Origin of the sequence: Streptomyces sp. NPDC058335 (genome assembly GCF_042723915.1) — a bacterium.
Lineage (GTDB): Bacteria > Actinomycetota > Actinomycetes > Streptomycetales > Streptomycetaceae > Streptomyces.
In genome coordinates, this window is sequence record NZ_JBHXHX010000014.1 from 121837 (window position 1) to 136429 (window position 14593).

The following is a 14593-nucleotide window of genomic DNA, read 5'->3' on the forward strand; positions in this document are numbered from 1 at the left end:
CCGCGTATCCAGCGGACGGCACTCGACACGTCCCGGGCCGGGAGGAACCGGGCGCGGCGGGTGCGGCCGGTCACCCGTCGGCGGTCCTGCCGTCCTCGCCGTCCGCACTCCCGGCGATCCGGGTGTCGCGCTCCCGCAGGCCCTTCGCCGTCTCCCGGAGGCGCTCCAGGGTCCGGCCCAGCTGCTGGAACGGCGAACCGGCCGGCTTGGCGGGCGGCTGCGGCAGCCCACCCGACTCGGCGGCCGCCTCCCGGTAGGCGGTCAGCGCCTCGTGCGCCTGCTCGGCGGCCTCCCGGTACAGGTCGCGGGACTCCGTCATCGCCTCCAGAGCCTCCCGGTACATGGCCGCGAGGCGGCGCTCACGGGCCAGCTCCTCCTCCAGCGTGAGCAGCCGCCATTCCTCCCGCAGCGCGGTCAGCGCGGCCTCGCCGCCGTCCGGCAGCGGCTTGGGCAGGGCCGCGAACCGGGTCACGGCGTCCAGCAGCTCGGTGGGGTGCGTGCCGTCCAGGAACACACTGCGCACCGAGAAGTCGGCGGCCTCGTACCCGGCCGGGACGGGTGAACCGGGCAGTACCACCGCGCCGCCGCGGGGCAGCTCCACGTCGAACTCGCGCAGCGCCCAGTTGGCGGTGCGCAGCTGATGCGGTGCCGCCCGGTGCTCCACGACACGGTGGTGCAGTCCCGCGGGCAGCAGCGGGATCAGGGAGCGGCGGCCCCGCTCGTCGGGCGTCATGGCCTCGTGCACCACCACGTCGATGGTCCAGGTGTCCCGCTGGGCGCCGCGCAGCACCCGCCGCAGCTCCTTGTCGTCCGCCGGGAGCGGACTGACGTCGAGGTAGCGCCCGCCGGTGACCGTCTCGTGGCCCCACAGGCCGTCCGCGTCCCAGGGCCAGAACATGGAGGCCGGCGACGGCCATCGCTGGTCCCACGGCCGCTCCGCCTCCGCGACCAGCGTCCACTCCTGACCGGACCCGGACCACTCGCCGAGCGTCAGCCGGGCCCGCACGGTGACGTCCTCGGGCACCTGCCAGCGGGCTTCGAAGACCAGTTCCCCCTCGGGGGTGTCGGCGTCGGGGAGCTCCAGGAAATCGTGGAGCGTCCCCTTCTCCTTGAGCGACCGGAGGTTCTTGCGCAGGACGTCCGGCGCGGCGGGCCCGGTGTGGCGGCCGCGGGTCAGCCACACCGTGGAGGGTGTCGGGGCCGGGACGGTCGGGGAGGTGAGCATGAGTCCCTTCGTGAGGAGCGGGGCGACGGGGGACTGTCAGTATCGCCGTCGCGGCGGGTGGATGATCGGCGGGGGTCGGTGCAAATCAGGTCGTGGTGCGCATTCCCACCCGCGGCGTGCGTCACGCGTGGAGCGGGGCACCTGACCGGCGGCCCTCGCGCCGCGCGTACCCGCCGGGTCGGCGAGGGTGGGCGGGGGAGCACCCCGGCCGAGCGACCGTACGCAGGAGGACGAACCGATGAAACTGGATCTCACAGGACGGACGGCGCTGGTCACGGGCTCCTCGCAGGGCATCGGCGCGGCGATCGCCGCCGGCCTGGCCCGCGCCGGAGCCACCGTGGGCGTCAACGGACGTGACGCCGGCCGCCTCGACCGGAGCGTCGGGGAACTGCGGCGGGCGGTGCCGGACGGCCGGTTCGTGGCGGTCGCCGCCGACGTCGGCACCGAGGAGGGTGCCGCCCGCGCGGTCGACGCCCTGCCCGACGCGGACATCCTCGTCAACAACCTCGGCATCTTCGGCGCCCGGCCGGCCCTGGAGATCACCGACGACGAGTGGCGCCGCTACTTCGACGTCAACGTCCTCGCGGCGGTACGGCTCACGCGCGCGTACCTGCCGAGGATGACCGCGCGCGGCTGGGGCCGCGTCCTGAACATCGCGAGCGACTCCGCCGTGGTCATCCCGGCCGAGATGATCCACTACGGCATGACGAAGACGGCGCTGCTCGCCGTCAGCCGCGGCTTCGCCAAGGAGGCGGCCGGCACCGGCGTCACCGTGAACTCCGTCATCGCCGGGCCGACCCACACGGAGGGCGTCGAGGAGTTCGTACGGCAACTGGTCGGCACCGACCTGCCCTGGGACGAGGCCCAGCGGGCCTTCATGCGTGAGCACCGGCCCCAGTCCCTGCTGCACCGGCTCATCGAACCGGAGGAGATCGCCCACCTCGTCGTCTACCTCAGCTCACCGCTCGCCTCCGCGACGACCGGCGGCGCGCTGCGCGTGGACGGCGGGTACATCGACTCGGTGCTGCCGTAGACGCGGCACCGCCCTGCCGTCGTGGCCCTCGGTGTTCGCCGTGACCCGTGCGCGGTCCGCACACGGGGTGTGCGGCGTTCACCACCGGACGCGGGCGCGCACCCGTGGTCCGGGCCGCCGCGGGCGCCGACAATCGACCCGGCGGACAGGGCTCGCCCACCATCCGCGTCGGGGCGGGCCCTGTTCCCGTGCCCGGAACGCCGCCCCCGCCGAGCCGGTGCACCGTCTCCCGGAGCCGGGCCGCACGTTCCAGAGGAAAATGCCAAAGCCGTCCCCCGGGCCCGCCACTTTCCGTAACCTCGGGATCACGCTCTCGGTGCTGCCCCGCGACCAGGCCCCGCCGGACCGGTGACCGCCGCGCCGTCGACACGCGCCGCAAGGCGAAAGGAGACTGGTCATGGCCGTCGAGGCCGAGGTCCTGAACGAACTGCACCGGCTGCGCGCGCGCATGCCCCAGCTGACGGGGGCTCTGGCGGCCAGCGTCGACGGATTCGTCCTCGCCCAGGACATGCCAGGCGTCCAGCCGGAGGGGCTCGCGGCCCTCACCGCGGCAGCCCTCGGCGTCGGCCACCGCATGGTGGACCTCACGGCGCGCGGCGAGTTCCGCGAACTCCTCGTGCGCGGGGCCGGAGGGTACGTCGCCACCTACGCGGCCGGCCCTTCCGCCATCCTCACCCTGCTCGCCGACGACCGCGCCAACGTCGGCCGCCTGCACCTCGAGGGCCGGCGCAGCGGCGCCCACATCGCCGGCCTGATGGCGGCCCGGCACACATCCGACCCGGCGTCACCGGCCCCGGCGTACCCCGCCGTTCCCCCTGTTCCGCCCGCACTCCAGAACCGGCCCCTGAGCGCCCTGCCGACGCGCATCCCGCGGCAGTTCAGACCTCGGCGGGGGTCGGAGTACGGAGGCTGAACCGGCGCCGGCCCGCGCCCCGAGTCCTCCCTCACGCCCCGCCGCCCTCCGCCCGCCCCCGGCGTCGCCCCACCCCGCGCCGCTGCCCGACGACCCGGTCCGCGCCGCCAGGGTTCGCCGCGGGCGTGCCGGGTGCGCTGAACCCACCGGGCACCAGCCGTGGAGGTGCCACGGCCGGGACGGACCGCGGGCGGACGTCCGCCGGGCGCGTTCCGCCAGGACCCGGACCCTGACCGCCGGCGTCGGCCGTCGGCCGCGTCGCGCGGCCGATGATCCGGGTGTGTGTCATCAAGGAGGCGCAGGCCGTGCACACTTCGCTGAGCGTCCACACCTGGCCCACGGCGGGATCGTGCCGCACCACGAGCAGGACCGCGCCCGCGCAGGAGACCCGGGTGCCCTCGTGCAGCGCGCACCGCTCGTGCCGGCACCAGCAGGCGGCGTCGTACCGTACCGTCGCCGCTCTGGCGTGCGCGGCGGCATGGGCTTCGGCGAAGCGGCGCAGGGCCGCGAGGTCGCGCGAGCGCGGCGGCATCGCGCACGCGGAGGAGCAGGTGACCGACGCGGTGCGGTCCCGGTGCCCGACCACACGAATGGTCCAGGAACGGCCGGGACGGCGGGCTGACGGTGCCTCAGGGTACGTTTGAGCCAAGACCACATGTCCTTCGTGGGATGCGGGCGGGGGGAAGGGGCACTCCGGTCCGGAACCGGCACGGCCCGCCGGAAGTGACCTCGCCCAGAGCATGCCCGTGGCCCCGCGGCCCCATTCGCGCGGTGCCCCGTACGGCAGGGGCACGGGGAGGTCACACCGGGGGCACGAGCGGGCGCGCCGTACGCCTAAGCTCCCTTTCCATGAGCACAGGGGGATCCGACAGACGTGTCGTCGACGGCCGGTTCGAACTGGTCGAGCGGCTCGGCGGCGGGGGCATGGGCTGGGTGTGGCGGGCGCGCGACCTCGCGCTGCACCGCGACGTCGCCGTCAAGGAGGTGCGGCCGCCCGATCCGGACCTCGCCGAGTACGACCCGGAGGGCGCCCGCCTGTTGCGCGAGCGCGTCCTGCGGGAGGCCCGCGCGCTGGCCCGCCTCCATCACCCCCATGTCGTCACCATCCACCACATCGTCGACGGCGGCGACGCCACGTACCCGTGGATCGTGATGGAACTGGTGGAGGGCGGATCGCTCCAGGACCGCCTGGACCGCGGCACGTTGACGCCCGCCGAGGCCGCACGCCTGGGCCGGGACCTGCTGTCGGCGCTGCGCGCCGCGCACGCCGTCGGCATCGAGCACCGCGACGTGAAACCGGCCAACGTCCTGCTGCGCCCCGACGGCCGGCCCGTGCTCACCGACTTCGGCATCGCCGCCGTCCGCGAGTCCGTCAGCCTCACCGCCACCGGGGCCGTCATCGGCTCACCCGACTTCATGGCCCCGGAGCGCGTCAGCGGCAAGGAGGGCGGCCCCGCCGCCGACCTGTGGTCGCTCGCGATGCTGCTGTACGTCGCCGTCGAGGGCCACCACCCGCTGCGCCGCGGCAGCACGCTCGCCACGCTGGCCGCCGTACTCGGCGAGGACGTGCCCGCACCCCGGCGGGCCGGACCGCTGACCCCGGTCCTCACCTCGCTGCTCGTGCGCGACCCGCAGGGCCGCCCCGACGCCGAGCAGGTCGACCGGATCCTCGCCGCCGTCACCGGCGGACCGGTTCCCCGGACGGACGCGGACGCCCCGGCCGCCGCCGCGCGGACCTCCTACCCGCTGGCACCCCCCGCTCCGGGAACGCCGGCGACGGGCCCCGCCCCGGCCCGCGTCACGGCGGCCCCCGGACCGCACCGGCCGCGCCGCGCCCGTACCGCGGCCATCGCCGCGGCGGCCGCGGCCACGGCCCTCACCGGCGTGCTCGTGTGGACGCTGCTCCCGGACGGGGGCAAGGCCGACGGCACGGCCGGGCCGCGCGGCACGGCGTCCGCGTCCACCGGGGCGACGTCCTCCGCCGGTGCGTCCCCCAGCGCCTCACCCGTGGACACCACCGGTGACCCCGTCGACCTCCTCAGCGCGGCCGGCCTGCGCACGACCGTGGCGAAGCTGACCGACGCGATGGGCGGCTCGAAGGTCGCCAGCCTGGTCGTGTACGGGGAGTACGCCGTCGCCACCGGTCCCGTCCCCGGCCGTCCCAAGCTGTACGACCGCTACATCTACCGCGGCGCGGACGTGGCGGTGAAGTTCGGGCCCGGCGGCACCATCACGCAGGGCACGGTCCCCGTCGACATGAACGACTTCGCCTGGGACGCCGTACCCGCGCTGCTCACCAAGGCCGACCGCACCCTCGGCATCCCGGACCCGACGAGCCGCTACCTGATCGTCAGCCCGGCCTCCACGACGCTCGACAGCGACCCGACGATGAGCGTCTACCTCTCCGACGAGTACGGCAGCGCCCACCTGGAGGCCAACGCCCGCGGCGAGGTCATCGAGACCCGTCCGCGCGACGACGGCTGATCCCTCACACGGGCGTGTGCCCCTCCAGATGGACCCGCACGGACTCGGGCAGCCCGCCGGCGCCGATCGCCTCGGCGAACCGGACCCAGCGCAGCTGCTCCGGGGTGAGCCGCCCGTCCCCGGACGGGTCCTGCGTGAGCAACTGGCACACCACGGCCGAACCGCGCGGGTCCAGTGGCGACGAACCGTCGACCGGATACCCCGTCAGCTCGTACACCAGGCGCGCCGCCGTGGCCTGCGGGGACTCGGCGGGCTCGGGAACACCCGAGGGCAGCCCCCAGCCGCCCGGTACGTCCACCAGCAGCAGGTGTCCGTCGTACACGACGACCGCTTCCACCGAGCCCGGGGCAGCCTGCTCCGGCGTCATGGCCCACCGTTCCTTCCCGTACCGCGTGACCGTCCGGCCCCGTCCGGGCCCTTCCCCCCGTACGGCCCGCCGCAATGACGGAAGGACCCGCGGACGGCAGTCCACGGGCCCTTCCCACCGACGGTCACGCGCCGCTTCCGCGGCCGGTCACGCGCCGCTCTCGCGGAGCATGTCCTCGCGCTCGACCAGCTTCACGCGCTCGCGGCCCTGCGGCTCGCCCAGCGCCTTCTCCGCGGCGTCCAGCTTGTACCAGCCCTCCCAGGTGGTGAAGCGGACGTCCCGCTCGGCGAGGAACGCGTCCACCGCCTCGGGAGCGGGTGCGGACGGCGTGTGCAGACGGCCGTTGGAGAAGTCGTCCAGCAGGTTCGACACCGTCTCGTTGGCGTCGCCCTTGGTGTGGCCGATCAGACCGACCGGGCCGCGCCGGATCCAGCCGGTGACGTACGTCGACTGGAGGTGCGCGCCGCTCTCCTCGATGACCCGGCCGCCCTCGTCCGGGACGGTGCCCGAGTCGAGGTCCCAGGGCAGCTTCGGCAGCTTCTCGGACAGGTAGCCGACGGCGCGGTAGACCGCCGTGACGTCCCAGTCCTTGAACTCGCCGGTGCCCTTGACGTTGCCGGTGCCGTCGAGGGCGGTGCGCTCGGTGCGCAGACCCACGACCTTGCCGTCCTCGCCGAGGATCTCCGAGGGCGACTCGAAGAAGTGCAGGAACAGCTTGTGCGGACGGTCGCCGGTGTCGCGGATCGCCCAGTTCTCCAGCGTCTTGGCGACCATGTCGGCCTGCTTGTTGCCGCGCCGGGTGGCGATCGAGCCGTCGTCGTAGTCGATGTCCTCGGGGTCGACGATGACCTCGATGTTGGGGGAGTGGTCCAGTTCCCGCAGCTCCATCGGGGAGAACTTCGCCTGGGCGGGGCCGCGGCGGCCGAAGACGTGGACCTCCAGCGCCTTGTTGGCCTTGAGGCCCTCGTGGACGTTCGGCGGGATCTCGGTCGGCAGCAGCTCGTCGGCCGTCTTGGCGAGGATGCGGGCCACGTCCAGGGCGACGTTGCCGACGCCGAGGACGGCGACCTTCTCCGCCTCCAGCGGCCAGGTGCGCGGCACGTCCGGGTGACCGTCGTACCAGGACACGAAGTCGGCGGCGCCGTAGGAGCCGTCGAGTTCTATGCCCGGGATCGACATCTCGCGGTCGGCCATCGCGCCGGTCGAGAAGATCACGGCGTCGTAGAAGGCGCGCAGGTCGTCCAGGTTCAGGTCGGCCGGGTAGTCGACGTTGCCGAAGAGACGGACCTGCGGCTTGTCGAGGACCTGGTGCAGGGCGGTGATGATGCCCTTGATCCGGGGGTGGTCGGGGGCCACGCCGTACCGGATCAGACCGAACGGGGCCGGCATGCGCTCGAAGAGGTCGATGGAGACACCGGGGGCGGTGGCCACATCCGACTTGAGCAGCGCGTCGGCGGCGTAGATCCCGGCGGGGCCGGCTCCGACGATGGCTACCCGCAGGGGGCGGGGCATGATCAGGTTCCCTTCGAGCGGCGACAGATCGACTCGGGGGAAGCCTAAACTAAGGCAAACCTTACCCGGTACGCGGGTCCGGTCTATGAGCCCATAAACGTCATTTATGAGCCGGGAGGGCTTCACGGGACGGCTCGGCGGGCCCTCCGGGCGCTCTGCGGAGTGCGCTCAGGGCAGCGACTGCTCCGCCCAGATCACCTTCCCGGTCGGCGTGTAGCGGGTGCCCCAGCGGTCCGTGAGCTGGGCGACCAGGAACAGCCCGCGCCCGCCCTCGTCCGTCATGGCCGCGTACCTCAGGTGCGGCGAGGTGTTGCTGCTGTCGGAGACCTCGCAGATCAGCGCCCGGTCCCGCAGCAGCCGGACCCGGACGGGCGGGCTGCCGTACCGGATCGCGTTGGTGACCAGCTCGCTGAGGATCAGCTCCGTCGTGAACGACAGGTCCTCCAGGTCCCAGCGCGCCAGCTGACGGGCCACCGCCGCCCGTACCTCGCCGACGGCCGCCGGATCCACCGGCACCTCCCACTCGGCGACCCGGTCCGCGCCGAGCGCCCGGGTGCGGGCCACGATCAGGGCGATGTCGTCGTTCGGGCGGGCCGGCAGCAGCGACTCCAGGACGGCCCGGCAGGTCTCCTCGGGCGAGCCGTCACCGTGCCCGAGCGCGGCGCGCAGCCGCTCCAGACCGGTGTCGATGTCCTGCTTGCGGTCCTCCACCAGCCCGTCGGTGTACAGCACCAGCCGACTGCCCTCGGCCAGCTCCATCTCGGCCGTCTCGAACGGCAGCCCGCCCAGCCCCAGCGGCAGACCCGCGGGGACCTCCAGGAACTCCACCCGCCCGTCGGGATGGACCAGCGCGGGCGGCGGATGACCGGCGCGGGCGACGGCGCAGCGCCGGGACACCGGGTCGTAGATGGCGTACAGACAGGTCGCCCCCGCCACCGGCGCGCTGGTGCCGTCGGCCGTCTCGTCCTGGTCGATGCGGCTGACCATCTCGTCGAGCAGCACGAGAAGTTCCTCCGGCGCCAGGTCCAGGGCGGAGAAGTTGTGGACCGCGGTGCGCAGCCGCCCCATGGTGGCCGCGGCGTGCAGCCCGTGCCCGACGACGTCCCCGACGACCAGTGCGACGCGGGCCCCCGACAGCGGCAGTACGTCGAACCAGTCGCCGCCGACGCCCGCCTGCGCGGGCAGATAGCGGTAGGCGATGTCCAGGGCGCCCTGCTCGGGAAGGGTGCGCGGCAGCAGGCTGCGCTGGAGGGTGACGGCCATGCCGTGCTCGCGGGTGAAGCGGCGCGCGTTGTCGATGGAGATCGCGGCCCGCGCCACCAGCTCCTCCGCGAGGGCGACCTCCTCCGGGTCGAAGGGCTGGGGCCGCTCCGAACGCCAGAAGCTGACCACTCCCAGCACCAGGGCCCCGGCCCGCACGGGCACGGTGATCAGCGAGTGGATGCCGAACTCCACCACCTGCTCGGTCCGCTCCAGGTCCTGCGCCCGCCAGCCCGGCGACTCGGCGAGCCGGGCCTCCAGGACGGGCCGCCCCTCGGCCAGGCCGCGGGACTGCGGGGACGACTCCACGAACGTGATCTGCTCGCCCACCGCGTACAGCGGCGCGCCCTTGCGGATCGCGCTCATCGCGGTGCGCCGCAGCGCCCCCCGCGGCTCCGGCTCCTCGCCCGCCAGCACGGCGTCGAAGAGGTCGACGCACGCGAAGTCCGCGAACCGGGGCACCGCCAGCTCCGTCAGCTCCTCCGCGGTCCGCGTCACGTCCAGGCTCGTCCCGATGCCCACCCCGGCCGCGTACAGCATGTCCAGGCGCTCGCGTGCCGCCTCGGCCCGGCCGGACAGGGCGCGCAGCTCGGTCGAGTCACGCAGCGTGGCGACGCTGCCGGCCGGCCCGCCCGCGACCTCGGTGGGCCGCTGGTTGATCGCCAGCAGCCGCTCCCCGACCAGGTGCACCTCGTCCGTCGCCATCCGCCCGGAGGCGAGCAGCTCGGCGGTGTCGGCGTCCAGGCCCAGGTCGAACACCTTGCGGACTTCGGCGTCCGGCGGCAGGCCCAGCAGCCGGTGCGCCTCGTCGTTGGCGAGGAGCAGCTCGCCCTCGCCGCCGACGATGATCACCCCTTCGCGTACGGCGTGCAGGACCGCGTCGTGGTGCTCGTACATCCGGGTCATCTCGCGCGGGCCCAGGCCGTGCGTCTGGCGCAGCAGACGGCGGCTGACCAGTGCCGTGCCCGCGGTGGCCAGGACGAGGGCCGCCACGGTCGTGCTCAGCACCAGCGGCAGCTGACGGTTCGCGTTCCCGCCGACGTGCTCGGTGGTGATGCCGGCCGACACCAGCCCGGCGACCCGGCCGTCGGCCGCCTTCACGGGCACCACGGCCTGCACCAGCCGCCCGATGGTCCCGTCGACCTCCTCGACCACCGTCCCGCCGGCCTGCGCCGGGGCCAGCGTGCCGACGAACTGCTTGCCGATGCGGTCCGATTTGGGGTGGGTGTACCGGATGCCGTCGGTGTTCATGACGACGATGAAGTCGACATCCGACGCCTCGCGGGCGGCCTCCGCCCGCGGCTGGAGCACTGCCGTCGGGTCGGGGCCGCGCAGCGCCTCCAGCATGCCCGGGGAGTTCGCGAAGGTCTCCGCGACGGCGAGCGAGCGGTTGCGGGCCTCCTGGGTGGTGTCGTGGCGCGCCTGGAGCACCAGGGCGACGACGGCCGCGACGCCCAGCAGCAGGACGACGACCACTTGCAGGACGAACACCTGCGCGGCGAGGCTGCGCCCGCCGAGCGTGGTCTCGGGCGTGCGCCGCACCAGCGGGCCCCGGGGACGACGGGCCGGCCGGGTACCCGATCGCCCCAGGAGTCGGACCATGTGCCATGTCTACACTGCCCGGCCCCGTCAGGCGAGGGGCGTTACGCGGTGTGACGGACCCCGGCGCCCGGACGGCGCGGTGCGTCCGGACGGCCCTGTGGCGGCGGTCGCGGTGACGCCGAACCCCCGCCCCCTCCGGCAGTTCCACGACGTGCGTACGTCCGTCGGGGTGGCGGGACATCGGTGGCGGGCAGCGGCGGAGAAGGAGGAGGGCGTCTCGCAGGAGGCCCGCGCCGCCCGGTGCCGCCGTCTACGCGGAGGCGGCACCGGCGGTCCGCAGCGCGCGGGCGTGGGTCAGGAAAGCGGTCAGGCCCACCTCGAAGGCGCGGTCCGCCCGGCCCTCGGGCACGGCGGCGAGGGCGCGGGCCAGCCGCGGGGTCGGGGCACGGTCGGTGAGTTCCCACATCGTCTCGGGGGCCGCGAGGTCGAGGGCGGAGCCCAGGACCAGGTTCTCCAGGGCGATGAGCAGCGGCATCACCTCGCCGACGGCGAACCCGGCGTCCAGCAGCAGCGTCACCGCCCGCTCGTACTGCTCCAGCACCCGCGGCGCCCGCACCGGCGAGGTCATCAGCAGCGGAATCGCGCGGGGATGGGCGGCGAACGCGCCACGGTAGGAGCGCGCCCAGGCCTCCAGCGCGGCGTCCCAGGGCGAGCCGTCCAGGGTCGCGGGGTCGATCGTGGCCGCCACCCGCTCGCGCAGCAGTTCCACGATGCCGTCCCGCCCGTCCACGTGGTGGTACACCGAGCCGGTCTGCACCCCGAGCCGCCGTGCGATCTGCGGGACGCTGAACTCCCCCTGCTCGTCGACCAGTCGCAGCGCGGTCGTGGTGATGCGCTCTCGATCGAGGAGCGGTGTGCGCGGCCGTCCCATGGTCAGCGTTCCCCCTGAGGTCTTTCTGAGGTCTTCCCGGATGCCCAACGGAAGGTTACATTGCGGAAACCGAAAGCCTTTAGATTTACGGCTCCCGGCGCACGCCACCCCCGGTGTGCCGGGACCGTCGGCGCGACCTCCGTCGCCCCCGCATGCCACCCCGCGGCCGCCTCCACACCGCCCGGAACCGTCCCCTCCGCCGTCCGAAGGGCTCTCCATGTCCCTGACCACTCCCGAGCCGCCCCAGGAGAGAGCGCCGTCCGCCCCGGCCGGCCTGCGCTCCGGCACCCTCGGCACCTCCGACATCGCCTTCTTCGTCGTCTCCGCCGCCGCACCCCTGACCGTGATGGCCGGCGTCGCCCCTCTGGCGATCCTCCTCGGCGGCATCGGCGCCCCCGTCGGCTACCTGGTCGCCGGCCTCACCCTCGCCGTCTTCGCCGTCGGCTTCACCACGATGAGCCGGCACGTCACCAGCGGCGGAGCCTTCTACGCGTACATCACCCGCGGTCTCGGCCGCCCGGTCGGCGTCGGCGCCGCCCTGCTCGCCCTGGTCGGCTACAACGGCATGGAGATCGGCGTCTACGGCCTCCTCGGCACCGCCACCCAGGACACCGTGCACGCCCTCTTCGGCGTCGACGTGCCCTGGCTGCCGATCTCCCTGGCCGGCCTGCTCCTCGTCGGCTACGGCGGCTTCCGCTCCATCGACTTCGGTGCCAGGCTCCTCGGCGTCCTCCTCGCCGCCGAGACCGGCATCCTCGTCCTCCTCGCCGCGGGCGTCCTGCTCGAGGGCGGCGCGCACGGCCTGTCGGCCGCCTCCCTCGCGCCCGGAAACGTCCTGGTCCCCGGCACCGCCGCCGTCCTCGCCTTCGCGTTCGCCGCGTTCACCGGCTTCGAGTCGACCGTCATCTACCGCCGCGAGGCCCGCGACCCCCAGCGCACGATCCCGCGCGCCACCTACCTCGCCGTCGGATTCCTCGGCCTCTTCTACGCGTTCGTCGTCTGGATCGCCGTCCAGGCCTTCGGCGACGCCGAGGTCGTCGGGGCCGCCGCCAAGGACCCGGCCGGCCTGTTCTTCACCGCCATCAGCACCTACGTCGGCGGCTGGGCAGCCGACCTGATGCACGTCTTCATCGTCACCAGCGTCCTCGCCTCCCTGCTCGCCTTCCACAACGCCATCAACCGCTACGGCCTCGCCCTCGCCGAGGAGGGCGTGCTGCCCCGCGCCCTGGGCCGCGTCCACCCACGCCACGGCTCGCCGTACATCGCGGGGCTCGCCCAGACGGTCCTCGGCGCGGTCGTCGTCCTGGCCTTCTGGGCGGCCGGCGCCGACCCCTACGGACAGCTCCTGCTGTGGGTCAACACTCCGGGAATGCTCGCCCTGTTGCTGCTCCAACTGCTCGCCGCGATCGCCGTACCCTGCTACTTCCGCCGCGTGAGCCACCAGGAAGGCGCGCTGCGCACCCTGGTCGCGCCGATCGCCGCGACCGTCCTGCTGACCACCGCGATCGTCCTCGTCGTCGGCCACCTCGACCTGTTCACCGGCGCGTCCCCCCTCGTGAACGGCGTCCTCGCCGCCGTCGCCCCCACGGTCTTCGCCGTCGGCCTCCTGCTGGCCCGGTGGCTGCGCCGCCGACGGCCGCAGGTGTACGCCGACTTCGCGGGCGACCGCGCCGAATGACCGTACCGAGGAACCGAACGACCGCACCGAACAAGGGAGTTCACCCCATGCCCACCGCCGACCTGATCGTGACCGGAGCCCGGGTCCGCACCCTCGAACCCGCCCGCCCGAGCGCCACCGCCGTGGCGGTACGGGACGGGATCGTCGTCGCGGTGGGGGAGGAGGCCGACGTACGCGACTGGCGCGGGCCCGGCACGCGGGTCGTACCGCTCGGCGGCGGGCATCTCGTGCCGGGTCTGGTGGACGCGCACAGCCACCCCGTCTGGGGGCTGGACATGGCCACCGGTACCGACCTGTCCCGCGTCACCGACCTGGCCGGGCTGCGTGCCGCGCTGGCGTCCGCCGAGCGCGTCGACGGCTGGGTCCTCGGCCACGGCCTCGACCACAACGCCTTCGGGGGACGGCCCGTCGACCGCGCCCTCGTGGAGGACGTCCTGGCCGGATCACCGGCCTTCCTCCGCCTGTACGACGGCCACTCGGCGCTCGCCGACGGCAAGGCGCTGGCCGCCGCCGGGGTCAGCGGCCCGCGGCACTTCGCGCAGCGCTCGGAAGTGGTGTGCGACGCCGACGGGCGGCTCACCGGGCACCTCGTCGAGCACGCGGCGATGGACCTGGTCGCCGCCGTCGCCCCCCGCCCGTCCCCGGCGACCCGCCGGGCCCGGCTGCTGGAGCTGCTGTCCGCGATGGCGGCCACCGGGCTGACCGGCGCGCACGTCATGGACGCCGGAGACCCCGACCTCGTGACGTCCGTGGCCGAGGAGACCGTCCTGCCCGTACGGCTGCGCTTCGCCCCCTGGTGCATGCCGGGCGCGGACGCCGCCGACCTCGCGGAACTGATCGAGGCACAGGGCAGGGGCGGGCGGCACTGGCTGGTCGGCGGCGTCAAGTTCTTCATGGACGGGACCGTGGAGGGCGGCACCGCCTGGCTGGAGCGCGCCGACTGCCACGGTCGGGGCACCGACGCCTTCTGGCCGGACCCCGACGGCTACGGCACCGCCGTACGCACCCTGCACGCGGCCGGCGTACGCACCGCCACGCACGCCATCGGCGACGCGGCCGTCCGCCATGTCCTGGCCACCGTCGCCGCGTTGGGTCCGGGCGGCCGGGGCAGGCACCGCATCGAGCACATCGAGACCGCGCCCGACGACCTGCTGCCCCGCTTCGCCGAGGTCGGCGTGGCCGCGTCGATGCAGCCCCCGCACACCGCCTACACCCGCGCCGACGGCAGCGACGAGTGGTCCCGCCGGCTCGGCACGGACCGCGCCGCCCATGCCTGGCGGCTGCGCGACCTGCGGGACGCGGGCGCCACCCTCGCCCTCGGTTCCGACTGGCCGATCGCCCACCACGACGTCCGGGCGGTCCTGGCCACCGCACGCGCCCCGCGCGGCGCGGCCGCCCGGCGGCCCGGCCTGACCGGCCTGGAGGCGCTGGAGGGCTGCACCACGCACGCCGCCCGCGCCGCCGGGGAGTCGGACCGCGCGGGCCGCATCGCGCCCGGATACCGGGCCGACCTCACCGCCCTGGCCGTGGACCCGGTCGAGGCGCCCGCCGACGAACTGGCCGACGCACCCGTCCTGTTGACGGTGACGGGTGGTCACCTCGTCCACCGGGCCGGGTGACCGGCGGCTGACCCGGCCCGTCCGGGGTA

Annotated in this window: 11 protein-coding genes; 5 read left to right on the top strand and 6 right to left on the bottom strand. The window is 74.5% G+C overall.

All coding sequences use genetic code 11. From position 1 onward, the window contains the following. Positions 1-70 precede the first annotated feature (70 nt). Positions 71-1225, bottom strand: coding sequence for a hypothetical protein (locus ACFWJX_RS26595; protein ID WP_383248005.1), 1155 nt, complete (start codon positions 1223-1225; stop codon positions 71-73). 238 nt (positions 1226-1463) lie between these two features. Here ACFWJX_RS26595 and ACFWJX_RS26600 point away from each other — a divergent pair, with 238 nt between their 5' ends. Further along, positions 1464-2258 carry an SDR family NAD(P)-dependent oxidoreductase gene (locus ACFWJX_RS26600; RefSeq protein ID WP_383248008.1) on the top strand — a complete coding sequence of 265 codons (795 nt, stop codon included), beginning with the start codon at positions 1464-1466 and terminating at the stop codon, positions 2256-2258. Positions 2259-2655: 397 nt separating this feature from the next. Beyond that, positions 2656-3171, top strand: a complete 516-nt coding sequence (locus tag ACFWJX_RS26605) for a roadblock/LC7 domain-containing protein (protein ID WP_383248010.1) — start codon at positions 2656-2658, stop codon at positions 3169-3171. Between the two features lie 31 nt (positions 3172-3202). Here the strand turns inward: ACFWJX_RS26605 and ACFWJX_RS26610 are convergent, their stop codons facing one another. Next, positions 3203-3757, bottom strand: a complete 555-nt coding sequence (locus ACFWJX_RS26610; protein ID WP_383248012.1) for a hypothetical protein — start codon at positions 3755-3757, stop codon at positions 3203-3205. A gap of 263 nt (positions 3758-4020) precedes the next feature. Between ACFWJX_RS26610 and ACFWJX_RS26615 the strand changes: the two genes are divergently transcribed. After that, a complete protein-coding gene (locus ACFWJX_RS26615) occupies positions 4021-5655 on the top strand; it encodes a serine/threonine-protein kinase (RefSeq protein ID WP_383248014.1) in 1635 nt (544 codons plus the stop codon). Positions 5656-5659: 4 nt separating this feature from the next. Here the strand turns inward: ACFWJX_RS26615 and ACFWJX_RS26620 are convergent, their stop codons facing one another. From ACFWJX_RS26620 to ACFWJX_RS26635, 4 genes are all read right to left on the bottom strand, one after another. Further along, positions 5660-6022: an NUDIX hydrolase gene (locus tag ACFWJX_RS26620; protein ID WP_383248016.1), complete on the bottom strand. Its 363-nt coding sequence runs from the start codon at positions 6020-6022 to the stop codon at positions 5660-5662. A gap of 147 nt (positions 6023-6169) precedes the next feature. Then, positions 6170-7534, bottom strand: coding sequence for an FAD-dependent oxidoreductase (locus ACFWJX_RS26625; RefSeq protein WP_383248018.1), 1365 nt, complete (start codon positions 7532-7534; stop codon positions 6170-6172). 168 nt (positions 7535-7702) lie between these two features. Continuing rightward, a complete protein-coding gene (locus tag ACFWJX_RS26630) occupies positions 7703-10396 on the bottom strand; it encodes a SpoIIE family protein phosphatase (protein ID WP_383248020.1) in 2694 nt (897 codons plus the stop codon). A 250-nt stretch (positions 10397-10646) separates the two neighbouring features. Next, positions 10647-11267, bottom strand: a complete 621-nt coding sequence (locus ACFWJX_RS26635; protein WP_383248022.1) for a TetR/AcrR family transcriptional regulator — start codon at positions 11265-11267, stop codon at positions 10647-10649. A gap of 217 nt (positions 11268-11484) precedes the next feature. Between ACFWJX_RS26635 and ACFWJX_RS26640 the strand changes: the two genes are divergently transcribed. Both ACFWJX_RS26640 and ACFWJX_RS26645 read left to right on the top strand, forming a co-directional pair. Then, positions 11485-12945: an APC family permease gene (locus tag ACFWJX_RS26640; RefSeq protein ID WP_383248024.1), complete on the top strand. Its 1461-nt coding sequence runs from the start codon at positions 11485-11487 to the stop codon at positions 12943-12945. Between the two features lie 47 nt (positions 12946-12992). Next, entirely contained in the window at positions 12993-14564 is a 1572-nt protein-coding gene (locus ACFWJX_RS26645) for an amidohydrolase (RefSeq protein ID WP_383248026.1), read from the top strand. Positions 14565-14593: the final 29 nt, after the last annotated feature.

Bases quoted from the DNA above. Each gene is read 5' to 3' on its own strand.
- ACFWJX_RS26595 (WP_383248005.1), bottom strand. From the start codon at position 1,225: ATGCTCACCTCCCCGACCGTCCCGGCCCCGACACCCTCCACGGTGTGG.
- ACFWJX_RS26600 (WP_383248008.1), top strand. From the start codon at position 1,464: ATGAAACTGGATCTCACAGGACGGACGGCGCTGGTCACGGGCTCCTCG.
- ACFWJX_RS26605 (WP_383248010.1), top strand. From the start codon at position 2,656: ATGGCCGTCGAGGCCGAGGTCCTGAACGAACTGCACCGGCTGCGCGCG.
- ACFWJX_RS26615 (WP_383248014.1), top strand. From the start codon at position 4,021: ATGAGCACAGGGGGATCCGACAGACGTGTCGTCGACGGCCGGTTCGAA.
- ACFWJX_RS26620 (WP_383248016.1), bottom strand. From the start codon at position 6,022: ATGACGCCGGAGCAGGCTGCCCCGGGCTCGGTGGAAGCGGTCGTCGTG.
- ACFWJX_RS26625 (WP_383248018.1), bottom strand. From the start codon at position 7,534: ATGCCCCGCCCCCTGCGGGTAGCCATCGTCGGAGCCGGCCCCGCCGGG.
- ACFWJX_RS26630 (WP_383248020.1), bottom strand. From the start codon at position 10,396: ATGGTCCGACTCCTGGGGCGATCGGGTACCCGGCCGGCCCGTCGTCCC.
- ACFWJX_RS26635 (WP_383248022.1), bottom strand. From the start codon at position 11,267: ATGGGACGGCCGCGCACACCGCTCCTCGATCGAGAGCGCATCACCACG.
- ACFWJX_RS26640 (WP_383248024.1), top strand. From the start codon at position 11,485: ATGTCCCTGACCACTCCCGAGCCGCCCCAGGAGAGAGCGCCGTCCGCC.
- ACFWJX_RS26645 (WP_383248026.1), top strand. From the start codon at position 12,993: ATGCCCACCGCCGACCTGATCGTGACCGGAGCCCGGGTCCGCACCCTC.